Origin of the sequence: Parvibaculum sp. (assembly GCF_049672805.1) — a bacterium.
GTDB lineage: Bacteria > Pseudomonadota > Alphaproteobacteria > Parvibaculales > Parvibaculaceae > Parvibaculum.
Genome location: NZ_JBATWS010000278.1, coordinates 1 through 11,463 on the forward strand (window position 1 = coordinate 1; position 11,463 = coordinate 11,463).

10 protein-coding genes are annotated in these 11,463 nt (G+C 60.1%); 1 reads left to right on the forward strand and 9 read right to left on the reverse strand.

What is annotated here, in order from left to right; translation table 11 throughout:
* Positions 1–87: 87 nt before the first annotated feature.
* The 3 genes from WBF74_RS08950 to WBF74_RS08960 form a co-directional block, all read right to left on the reverse strand.
* On the reverse strand, positions 88–1,551 hold the full coding sequence (locus WBF74_RS08950; RefSeq protein WP_424438371.1) for a VWA domain-containing protein: 1,464 nt from the start codon (positions 1,549–1,551) through the stop codon (positions 88–90).
* A gap of 7 nt (positions 1,552–1,558) precedes the next feature.
* Positions 1,559–2,443: an AAA family ATPase gene (locus WBF74_RS08955; protein ID WP_424438389.1), complete on the reverse strand. Its 885-nt coding sequence runs from the start codon at positions 2,441–2,443 to the stop codon at positions 1,559–1,561.
* A 436-nt stretch (positions 2,444–2,879) separates the two neighbouring features.
* Positions 2,880–4,142 carry a cytochrome P450 gene (locus WBF74_RS08960; protein WP_424438392.1) on the reverse strand — a complete coding sequence of 421 codons (1,263 nt, stop codon included), beginning with the start codon at positions 4,140–4,142 and terminating at the stop codon, positions 2,880–2,882.
* 408 nt (positions 4,143–4,550) lie between these two features.
* On the opposite strand from WBF74_RS08960, the gene WBF74_RS08965 reads away from it, so the two are divergent.
* Positions 4,551–6,620: a 3-hydroxyacyl-CoA dehydrogenase NAD-binding domain-containing protein gene (locus tag WBF74_RS08965; protein WP_424438395.1), complete on the forward strand. Its 2,070-nt coding sequence runs from the start codon at positions 4,551–4,553 to the stop codon at positions 6,618–6,620.
* 49 nt (positions 6,621–6,669) lie between these two features.
* On the opposite strand, the gene WBF74_RS08970 is transcribed toward WBF74_RS08965, so the two are convergent.
* The 6 genes from WBF74_RS08970 to WBF74_RS08995 all read right to left on the reverse strand — a co-directional run.
* Positions 6,670–6,933, reverse strand: a complete 264-nt coding sequence (locus WBF74_RS08970; RefSeq protein WP_424438374.1) for a hypothetical protein — start codon at positions 6,931–6,933, stop codon at positions 6,670–6,672.
* Positions 6,930–8,258 (reverse strand): phage head spike fiber domain-containing protein, encoded by a 1,329-nt coding sequence (locus tag WBF74_RS08975; RefSeq protein WP_424438377.1) that lies wholly within the window; start codon positions 8,256–8,258, stop codon positions 6,930–6,932. Before WBF74_RS08975 ends, WBF74_RS08970 begins: the two co-directional genes overlap by 4 nt.
* A 77-nt stretch (positions 8,259–8,335) precedes the next feature.
* Positions 8,336–9,079, reverse strand: a complete 744-nt coding sequence (locus WBF74_RS08980) for a peptidase (protein WP_424438380.1) — start codon at positions 9,077–9,079, stop codon at positions 8,336–8,338.
* Between the two features lie 59 nt (positions 9,080–9,138).
* Positions 9,139–9,957 carry a transglutaminase family protein gene (locus WBF74_RS08985; RefSeq protein ID WP_424438383.1) on the reverse strand — a complete coding sequence of 273 codons (819 nt, stop codon included), beginning with the start codon at positions 9,955–9,957 and terminating at the stop codon, positions 9,139–9,141.
* 9 nt (positions 9,958–9,966) lie between these two features.
* Complete coding sequence (locus WBF74_RS08990) at positions 9,967–10,911, reverse strand: alpha-E domain-containing protein (protein ID WP_424438398.1); 945 nt, start codon at positions 10,909–10,911, stop codon at positions 9,967–9,969.
* Positions 10,912–10,918: 7 nt separating this feature from the next.
* Positions 10,919–11,463: circularly permuted type 2 ATP-grasp protein (locus WBF74_RS08995; protein WP_424438386.1), on the reverse strand; the 545-nt coding region annotated here is incomplete at its 5' end.

Here is an 11,463-nt window from a genome sequence, read left to right on the forward strand (position 1 = left end):
GAATGGCACAATTCTAGTCGAGATGGCCCTGTCTTGCCTAGCAAGAGAACGGCTCTTGAGGAGGAATCAGAGAGTTTTCTGGAGGACTCAGGCGGCGCTGCGCAGCAGGTCGGAGACGACCCGCTCCAGATCCTTCAGCGAGGCGCAGGTGATTGCCCGGTCACAATAGGGCGCTAGGCGGCGCATTTCGCTGTCGCCCGAATTCCACATGGAGCGCGGCTCCGGGTTCAGCCAGATCACGCGCCGCGCGCGGGCATGAACCTTCTTCAATATGTCGGCGCGAGGATCACCATAATTGGAGCGCGCATCACCGAGAATGAGCACTGTGGTGCGATGGTCGATATCATCCATCGCCAGTGCCTCGAAGTCTTCGAACGCACGGCCATAATCGGTCGAGCCGCCGCCGAAATCACGCAGCGCATAGGCAAGCGCCTGCTCGATCTTCTCGCGCTGGAACAGCTCGGTCGTCTCTCCAAGCTCACCCGAAAAGGCAAAGCTGCGCACATTGGGCAGCACTTCCTGAAGACTGTAGAGAAACATCAGCAGGAAGCGCGACACCTGCGCCACGGAGCCGGACACATCGCACACAGCCATCACTCTCGGACGGTCAACTTTCGTGCGCTTCCAGATCGTGTGGAACAGCAATCCGTCAAATTCGATATTCGCGCGGATCGTGCGGCGCACATCCAGCGTGCCGCGCCGCGCTACCTTCTTGCGGCGCGAATGAAGCGCGATCAGCCGCTTTGCCATTTTCCGCACAAGCTCGCGCATGATGCGCATGTCGGAGCGATCAATATTGGAAAGGCGGACCTTGGAAAGCACTTCCTCGCGAAGCTGCCTGCCCGAATTTGCCGTGAAGATTTCGAGCTGCTTTTCCACATAGTCGCGCACCTGTTCGCGCAACTCGTCTCGGGCTTCGCTCAGCCGCGCGGCCCCTTTTTCATCCTGCGCCCGCTCGCGCCGGTCGATCTCGTCATTGAGGCCATCAAGCCCCATCACTTCCATGATGCGGCGCGTGAACATGCCGCGCTGGGTGAAAAGGCGGATGCGGTTGAGATTGACCTGCCGCGCCGCTTCCGCAAGCGCCATCTGCAACTCGGCCTGATCTCCCCTTTCGAGGAGCGAGACAAGATCGGTGCGCGGGGCCGATGCCTCACCCTGCCGCTCGCCACCCGTGCCGCCGCCGGATGTGGAAGAGCCGCCCGCCTGCTGGCTGTCTCCGCCGCTGCCTTCCTCGCTCTCGCCCGCCTCACCGTCACCGCCATCCATTTCGGCCTGGTTGCGGTCCCCCTCCTCATCGGACGGCGGCACCGCAGAGGCGGGACGATTCTTGAACTGGTCGAAGGCAAAGAAGGAATCGAAGGTATCCGCGAAGGCGCGCTTTTCATCATCGCTTTTCGCAAGCACTTGCGACAGCGCATCGCGCAGGGTCAGCCGGTCATCGAAGCCGACAAGGTCGATCACATTGCCCGCATCAATCGACTCCGAAGTCGATACGCGGATATCCGCCGCCCGCAGGGCGCGGATGAAATCGCCAAGGACTTCGCTCATGCGCGCCCTACCCTGCCTGAACGGCCTTCGACACCAGCGCGTTCACCTCGCCATCGACATTCTCGATATCGTCCTGGAACTTGAGCAACACATTGAGCGTGTTGCGAACCAGATCGGCATCGAGTTCGCGCGCATGAAGCAGAACCAGCGTCCGCGCCCAGTCGATCGTCTCGCTAACGGCAGGCAGCTTCTTGAGGTCGAGCGCACGCAGGCCCTGTACAAACGCAACAAGCTGCTTGCGAAGCCGCTCTTCCATTTCCGGCACGCGCGCCGCGATGATGCGCTGCTCAAGGCTGCTGTCGGGGAAGGGAATATAGAGATGCAGGCAGCGCCGCTTCAGCGCATCGCCAATCTCGCGCGTATTGTTGGAGGTGAGAAACACTACCGGCGTCGTCCGCGCCTTGATAGTGCCAAGCTCCGGCACGGAAATCTGATAGTCGGACAGAAGCTCGAGCAGGAAGGCTTCGAACTCGTCATCCGACTTGTCGATCTCGTCGATCAGCAGCACCGCGCCGCCCGGCTCCCACAGCGCCTTGAGAAGCGGACGAGGCTCCAGAAATTCTTCAGAGAAAAACGTGTCGTCGAAATCATGCAGCCGCGCCATGGACTCTTTCAGCCCCTTCGCGCCGACCATGAGGTCGCCGAGCTTCTCCTTCAGCACCTGCGTGTAGAGAAGCTGCTTGCCATATTTCCACTCATAGAGCGCCTTGGCTTCATCAAGCCCCTCATAGCATTGCAGACGGATCAGCGGCTTGCCGAGCATCTCGGCCGTCGCCTTTGCAAGCTCCGTCTTGCCGACGCCGGGCGGGCCTTCGACGAGAAGCGGCTTTTGCAGTTGCTCCGCCAGAAAGATGGAAGTGGCGATATGCGCATTGCAGATATAGCCGCGCATTTCGAAAGCCTTGCGGATGGCTTCAATATCGCCGACGGCGCTCTTCTCTACGGTCGTCAAATGTCCTGAGAGGCGACAGGCGCCCCTTCCCTGCGTTCGGTGAATGTCAGTGCGGGCAACCTAGCACAGGCAGGGGAAGGCTGCGCCAGAGCAAAATGGGGCAGCTTGTGCAGGCGCGCGGAGCCCCTGCACACAGATGAACGAGCCGGTCAGGCAGCGAAAACCCAGCGTGACGCTACGCTCTTTCAAGCTCGTCGAGCAGCCATTTCTGATGGGCATGAATCGCCCCTTCGAGATGGCTAGAAACCCGTTCGACGGGTCCTGGAAGGAAATCGCCGTCGGATAATTCGGCGCGAAGGAGCGGCACAGGTCAGTCAAACCAACGAAAAGCCGCCCTGGGGTGCCCCGGGGCGGCTTTCACATGTCGAAGGGCCGTTTATCCGTGGACAACCACCGGCAGGTCCGTGATGCCACGGATGAAGTTCGAGCGGAGATATTTCGGCTCGCCCACCACTTCCACGCGGCTGAAGCGCTTCATGATCTCTTCCCAGAGAATGCGAAGCTGCATCTCGCCGACACGATTGCCGATGCAGCGATGGATGCCGAAACCGAAGGAGAGATGCTGTCGCGCATTTTCCCGATCGATCAGAAATTCATTGGCGCGGTTGATCTTTTCCTCGTCGCGGTTGCCCGAGACGTACCACATCGCAACCTTGTCCCACTTCTTGATGGTCTTGCCGCGAATTTCGACATCTTCCATCGCCGTGCGGCACATATGTGCAACGGGGCTCTGCCAGCGGATGATTTCCGACACCATGTTCGGAATGATCGCCGGATTGTCGATCAGCTTCTGATATTCCGACGGATGCTGGTTGAGCGCGAGCACACCGCCCGAAATAGAGTTGCGCGTCGTGTCATTGCCGCCGACGATGAGAAGCAGCATGTTGCCGAGATATTCGTTCGGCGGCATGTTCTTCGTCGCCTCGCTATGCGCGAGAAGCGAGATGAGGTCGGTGCCCGGATTCTTCAGCCGGTCCTTCCACACACCATCGAAATATTCATAGCAGGTCCACAGTTCCTTAAACGCATCCTGCGGCGTCTCGAAATATTCCGGGTCGCCGATGCGCTCCACCGTGTCGGACCAGTGAATGAGCTTGTGGCGATCTTCCTGCGGCACGTTGAAAAGCGTGGCGAGCGTGCGGCCGGTAAGTTCAACGGAGACTTCGCGCACCCAATTGAAGGTCTCGCCGCGCGGCAACCCGTCCAGAATGAGGCCTGCGCGCTCGCGGATCAGCGGTTCGAGATCCGCAAGATTCTGTGGCGTGAACATGGGCTGCACGGTCTTGCGCTGCTCTGTGTGCCGGGGCGGGTCCTGCATGATGAACATGGGCAGGTAGGTCAGCGGATCAGGCTCGCCCTCAATGCGCTGGCCACCAAGCCGGATGCCGCCATTGCGCATGTCGGACGAGAAGAGCTGATGGTTCGTATCCACGAACATGATGTCTTCATATTTCGTGATCGACCAATAGCGGCCATAAGGCCCCTTCTCGCTCAGATGAACGGGGTCTTCCTTCCGCAGCCGCTCGAAATAGGGAAGCGCCTTGTTGGCCGCGAAAAGATCGTCATGCGCGGGATCAAGATCCTCAAGCGGCACCGACCACGGATCGCGATTGACATCGATCTTCCATTTGGCCGCCATTTCGGCGTTGGAACGGGTGAAGTCCGGCCCTGATGTTTTTTTCTGGCTCTCGCTCATTGAGTGGCCTCCTGAATGCCGCCTGAAGTGACGCAAGTGTCATCTTCATACATCTAATGCGCGCCCGGCAGGACTACAAATCTGCCACCCCTGCGCGCCGAATGCTGCGGCAAAATCCCGCTCCGACGTAAATATATAATGAGCGGAAGTGTGGTTTTTCTACGCATCGCATCGCGGTGTGGCGACAGACCTGCATTCCGTTGCGGCAAGGGGCGCGGCTCGCCCTGTTCAGCACCGGACCGCACCTCTTTCGCTCCTGCACATGCGCCCGTCTGGCGCGCGGGGCTTCCGCCGCTATAATCCCGGCCAACAAGACCAGAACGTCAGGAGACAGGGAGCGCCATGACAAAAATCAACGACGTCACCACTCTTGAGAAGGAAGGCGGCGTTGCCGTCCTCACTCTCAATTCACCGCCTGTGAACGCGCTCTCCGCGCCGGTGCGCGAGGGCATCAATAATGGCATCAAGCAGGCCATCGACGACCCGGAAGTCAACGCCATCGTGTTGATCTGCGACGGTCGCACCTTCATTGCGGGCGCAGACATCACCGAATTCGGCAAGGCACCGCAGGGTCCGAGCCTCTTTGACGCGCAGGCCATGATCGAAAATGCGCCGAAGCCCGTCATCGCCGCCATTCACGGCACCGCGCTTGGCGGCGGCCTTGAAGTGGCGCTGACCTGCCACTACCGCGTGGCTGTTCCTTCCGCGAAATGCGGCCTGCCGGAAGTCAATCTCGGCCTGCTCCCCGGCGCTGGCGGCACGCAGCGTCTGCCGCGCATCGTCGGCGCAGAAAAGGCGCTCGAAATGGTGACGAGCGGCACCCATGTCGGCGCGAAGAAGTGCCTTGAGATGGGCCTCGTCGATGAGCTTGCGGAAGAAGGCAAGCTGCGCGAAGGCGCGGTTGCCTTTGCCAACAAGATCGTCGCTGAAAAGCGTCCTCTCAAGAAGATCCGCGATCTCAACGAAAAGATGGAAGCAGCGCGCGGCAAGCCGGAAATCTTCGAGAATTTCCGTAAGGCCAATGCCCGCAAGTTCCGTGGCTTCCTCGCGCCGGAATACAACATCCAGTGCATCGAAGCAGCCGTGAACCTGCCTTTCGATGAAGGTATCAAGGTCGAGCAGAAGCTCTTCCGCGAACTGGTGACGGGTACGCAGTCTGCGGCGCAGCGCCATGTCTTCTTTGCCGAGCGTCAGGTCTGGAAGATTCCGGATGTGCCCGCCGACACGCCCACCATCCCCGTCAATAAGGTCGGCATTATCGGTGCCGGTACGATGGGCGGCGGCATCGCCATGAACTTCCTCAATGTCGGCATTCCCGTCACCATCGTGGAGACGAAGCAGGAAGCGCTCGACCGGGGCATCGCGACCATCCGCAAGAACTACGAGAACTCTGCGAAGAAAGGCCGCTTCACGATGGAAGAGGTCGAGAAGCGCATGGGCCTTCTCAAAGGCACGCTCGACATGAACGAGCTTGCCGACAGCGACCTCGTCATCGAGGCCGTCTTCGAGAATATGGAGATCAAGAAGGAAGTCTTCGCGAAGCTCGACGCCATTGTGAAGCAGGGCGCGATCCTCGCCACGAACACCTCCGCGCTCAATATTGACGAGATTGCAACCGCAGTGAAGCGGCCGGAAGCCGTGATCGGCCTCCACTTCTTCTCGCCTGCAAACGTCATGCGTCTGCTCGAAGTCGTCCGCGCAAAGAAGACATCGAAGGAAGTTATCGCGACCTCCATGCAGATCGCCAAGAAGATCGGCAAGATTGCCGCGCTCGTCGGCGTCTGCCCCGGCTTCGTCGGCAACCGCATTCTCGCCCAGCGTCAGCGCGAAGCGCAGAAGCTGGTGCTGGAAGGCGCAATGCCGTGGGATGTGGACCGCGTTCTCTATGACTTCGGCCTGCCAATGGGCCCCTTCGCCATGTCGGACCTTGCCGGCCTCGATATCGGCTGGTCGAAGGAAAAGTCGAAGGGCGAAACGATCCGTGACGTGCTCTGCGAAATGGATCGCCGTGGCCAGAAGACGGGCGCGGGCTATTACGACTATGACGAGAACCGCAACGCGAAACCCTCGCCTGTCGTGGAAAAGATCATTCTCGACTTCGCCGCGAAGAAGGGCATCAACCGCCGTGAGATTTCCGATCAGGAAATTCTGGAACGCTGCATCTATCCGATGATCAACGAGGGCGCAAAGATCCTCGAAGAGGGCATGGCGATCCGCTCGTCCGATATCGATATCGTCTGGATCAACGGTTACGGCTTCCCCGTCTATCGCGGCGGCCCGATGTTCTATGGCGACACGGTGGGCGCGGACAAGGTGCTCGCCAAGATGAAAGAGTTCCAGGCGAAGATGGGCGATGATTTCAAGCCCGCAGCGCTGCTGGAAAAGATCGTCGCGGAGGGAAAGAAGTTCTCCGACTTCTGATCCCCGACAAGCGAAGTGGAAGGGCGGCACCGCAAGGCGCCGCCCTTTTTTATGCGACTGCAAGCGCGGCAAGCTCTGCATCGGCGGCATCAAGCCGAATTTCGCAAACCCAGAACCCCGTCGTCACGGACGATGTCTCCTCATCCCCGTCCAAGACTTCAGGGCGCGGAAATGTGATGCGGGCGGGATCGACACTTTTCCCCGCTTCTGTCGCGAAGATGAAGGGACGGGCTTTCCCGGTCTGCGCCGTCTCCAGCAAGGCGATCAGCGCGGCCTCGCTTTCGGCGCGGATGACATAGCTGTGCATTGTCATGCGTTCACCCAGTCAAGAAGCTCCACATCGGAAAGCGGCGGGCAGATTTGCAGCCCGTAAATCCAGTCATTCCACGGTGCCGCCAGTGTGGCGTTGTTACCGACATACAGTCGCGTGAACGGCGCAGGGGCAATGGCCGAAGCCGATGCAACCGAGGCAGCACCCGTCTGTGTTGCCGACAGAACCCCGTCAGCAAACCGCACCGCTGCCCTGATGCGCCCGCCCGCTATGCCACCGGGCATGTTGACATTGGTGGCCCCTTCTGCGGGTGAGGAGCGCACACGCCATGTGCCAGACGCGATCTCCATTCGGATGAAACGGCTGTTATTGACAGTATAGAGGCCCACAGGGGATCGTGTCGTACCCGGCGCTACATCGGCGCAGTTGAGGTCCATCAGCACCGTAAAGCCATTGTCCAGTCCTGCCGCTTCCCATCCGGGAAAGGGTTCGGCGGCACTATCAGACGGGCGTTCGCCCGGCATTGTACGAATGTCGGAAGCGAGCGTCGTGGCCGCCGCGCTGGTCGTCGGCACATAGAAAGGGAAATAATCCCCCGCATTCATCTGTACACGGCCTATCAGAACACCGGACTCGCCGTCACCTTCGTATGAATAATTACCTACGTCTCCGAACCGAATGGAAACGGAGGCGGTCCCGTTGGCGGTTCCGACCCCGCTCGTTTCTATACGAAAGATGCCGTCTCCGAGCGGTGTCACCTTCGCGTTCGTGCCTCCGGTAAAGCTGCCATCGTCTAGGTTCACATAGAGCGACGAGCCTACCGAGAAGGAACTATAGCCACCGATCGAGATGGAGTTTCGCCCCGCGGCCTTTACATCCATAGACACCCGCCTGACCTCACCTTCCGCAATCGAACCGGAGGCAGAGGTGCGCAGCCCGTGAACGGTGTTCGCCTCGGTTTCGACCAGCTTTGTGAAGTAGCGATAATGGAGCGGCGAAAGTGTCACCGCATCCTTGGTCCAGTTGCTGAATGTCAGGTCTTCCGAGTAGCGGATCAGGTTCGTGACCTGCCCGTTCGGGAAAAGCCCGCGCGTCGTCTGCGGCAGGGCGTTGATGCCGAGTGCCTGAAGGACACCCCTATTGTCCGGCAGGGAGATGCTCGAGGCGCGCGTGGTGGCAAGCAGCTCCGCCGCCGCCACTTCCGTGCCGCCCCGCATGAAACGCCCCTTCAGAAAATCACTGGCCAGCAGGGCTTCCCTGTGCCACCAGTTTGCCTGAACGGGGGCACCGCCGCGCCAGTGAGGCATAAGACAGATCGGCCATCCGGCCGCCCCTGTCGGCTGGAAGCTCGTTTTCCTCTCGATCATGGACATAGGCCTTGCTCCTTACCCGCATGAAGATGCGGACAGTCTGGAGCAGGCCGGAGGGGGCGGGGATAAGCTTTCTAGAAATCCCAGCCCGGCCCCGGTATGGCGCGGTAGGCCTGGGTCAGCGCATCGGACCAGGAACGGCGCAAACCCTTGAAATATTCGTCCTCATCCTTGATGCGCTTCTGCAGCGCAACCTTGAGCGACCCGCGGCGATAGACCATGAGATCAATGGGCATTCCGACCGAAAGATTGGACCGCATGGTCGAATCCATCGAGATCAGCGCGAGCTTCAGCCCGTCGCCTAGCGGGGTGTCATAGGTGAGCGCCCGGTCGATGATCGGCTTGCCATATTTGTGCTCCCCGATCTGAAGATAGGGCGTGTCTTCGGTCGCCTCGATATAGTTGCCCGCCGAATAGATCTGGAACAGGCGCATCTCGCCATTGCCGATCTGTCCGCCCATCAGGATTGAGACGTTGAAATCCCCCGCCTGCGCTTCGAGCGAGGGACCATCTATCCGGTAAACCTCGCGCACGGCTTCGCCCATGAGCTGCGCGGCTCGAACCATGGTAGGCACCGTATGCAGCGTTTCCGGTTCTTCCGATCCGCGCACCCGCACGCCCTGCTCGGTCGCCATGTTGATCGCGGCCTGACTGACGGCAAGATTGCCCGCCGTCATCAGCCCGATCACCCGGTCACCGGGATGTTCGATAACGGTCAGTTTGCGAAAGGTCGAAATATTGTCGACACCTGCATTTGTGCGCGTGTCCGCCAGCATGACAAGGCCGGCTTCCAGCCGAAGCGCGACGCAATAGGTCATCGAAGTCTCCAGACATTGCCGGGTTGCCCCCGGTCCTTACTCACCTTGCACCGGCCACCTTACTGCTGAGCGGCGCCGGCATCGACCCTGAGACGCACTTCAAGCGTTTCCACGCCTCCGCCGCGCCGGACCCCGCGCGCCGGAGCAGCCTCCAGATAATCGAGGCCGCAAGCGACGCGGACATGCGCATCCGTCGGGCAGATACGGTTGGCGACGTCGAATCCGACCCAGCCAAGGCCATCAATATAGACCTCGGCCCATGCATGGCTAGCCTCATATTCCGTATCGCGCGGGTCCCAGAGATAACCGCTGACATAGCGCGCGGGCAGCCCCGCATGACGCGCTGCCGCGATGAATACATGGGCATGGTCCTGACAGACCCCATATCCATGCGCGAGAGCTTCGGCAGCCGTGGTTTCGGGATGGGTCTCGCCGATCCGGTAATCGACGGCATCGCGCACCTTGTCCATCAGCCTGTGGGCAAGATCGAGCAGCGATCCATCCGAACTCGCAAGAGCAGAAGCCGCCAGCGCCTCGATCGCAGGATCGGGCGCCGTGAGCGGCGTCTCGCGCAGAAAGAAGGCAGGCTCAAACGGCTCATACGCCCCGTGCAGGACCCCGCCCGTATCGACCGTCTCGACCTCCGCCGAAATGGTCAGCGTGACTTCGTTGTGAAGGCTGGAGACATAAAGCGTGTCGAGCGCATTGCCGAATGCGTCTTCACCCTGCGTTACATTGGCGAAGTGAGGCGCGGAAAGGCTCCAGGAAAGAACCTTCTGGCTCCCGTTGTCGCGGGGGCGCACACGCAGCACCTGCATGGAATAATTGGCGGGGGCCGCGTAGCGATAGCTTGTTTGCTGGCTGATCCGGATTCGCATGGGTGCAGTCTATCCCAAAAGGTAACTTCTGCTGATCTCCAATCCGAGCCTGTTGTTCTGATCGATATGATCGCTCAGAAACTCATGCAGCCCCTGCCGGAAGACATCCTCGATCTTGCCGAATCTGAGCCGCGAATAAATCTGCCCCGCGATCCGGTGACATTCGTGGCGCTGCCCGTATTCCTCACCCAACCGGTCGAGACATTCCTTAATTTCTGCGGCGCAACTGATGAGCGAGCGCGGCATCTCCTCGCGCATGATGAGGAACTCGGCAATCAGCCAGGGCTTCAGGCCCTCGCGATAGACAGCGTTGTAACTGCGATATCCGGAAACGGCCCGCAGGATGGACGCCCATTGGTAATAGTCGATGCCGCCGCCGACTTCGGCATGTTCGGGCAACAGCACGTGATATTTCACGTCGAGAATGCGCGCCGTATTGTCGCTTCGCTCGATGAAGGTGCCGAGCCGCGTGAAGTAGTAGCTGTCACGCCGCAGCATGGTGGCAACCGTGCCGCCGGTGAAGAGCAGCGAGCAATCCTTCACCCAGTCGAGAAAACGGTGAAGGCCGCTGCCTCTGACGCGGGATTCGTTCCAGCCGGGCAGCGCAAGCCAGGCTGAATTGAGGCACTCCCATTGCTCGATCGTGAGCGCCGTGCGCACCGCGCGCGCATTGCGTCTTGCCGTCTCGATGCAGGTGCGGATGCTCGAGGGATTTTCGGCATCGAATGCAAGATAGGAGATGACGTTTTCCGGCGTCGCCTCATCGTACTTTTCGTAAAAGCCCTGCTCGCAGCCTGACACAACGACGGTCGAGTGCCATTCGTTGCCATCTGAATCGGCACCCGACGGCATCAGCGACAGGCGGTCGGTCACGCGCAGGGTACGCGCGAGATTTTCCGCCCGCTCCATATAACGGGCAATCCAGTAGAGACTGTCTGCGGTACGCGAGAGCATCATCGCCTCAATCCTTCAGCACCCATGTGTCCTTGGTGCCGCCGCCCTGGCTCGAATTGACGACAAGCGATCCTTCACGCATGGCAACGCGGGTAAGACCACCCGGCACGACGCGGATTTCCCGCCCCGAGAGAATAAACGGCCTGAGATCGACATGCCGCGGTGCCACACCTTCATCGACAAACGTCGGACAGGTGGAAAGCGCAAGTGTCGGTTGCGCGATGTATTTCTCCGGCGCCGCCTTCACCCGCAAGCGAAAGGCCTCGATCTCTTCCTTCGTGGCCTTTGGACCCACCAGCATGCCGTAGCCGCCCGAACCATGAACTTCCTTCACGACAAGCTCGCCGAGATTGTCGAGCACATAGGCGGCATCATCCTTCTCGCTGCAGCGCCAGGTCGGCACGTTCTTCAGGATCGGCGTTTCGCCAAGATAGAACTTCACCATTTCAGGCACATAGGTATAGATCGCCTTGTCATCGGCGATACCTGCCCCCACGGCATTCGTCAGATTCACATTGCCCGCGCGATAGGCATTCATCAGCCCCGCAACAC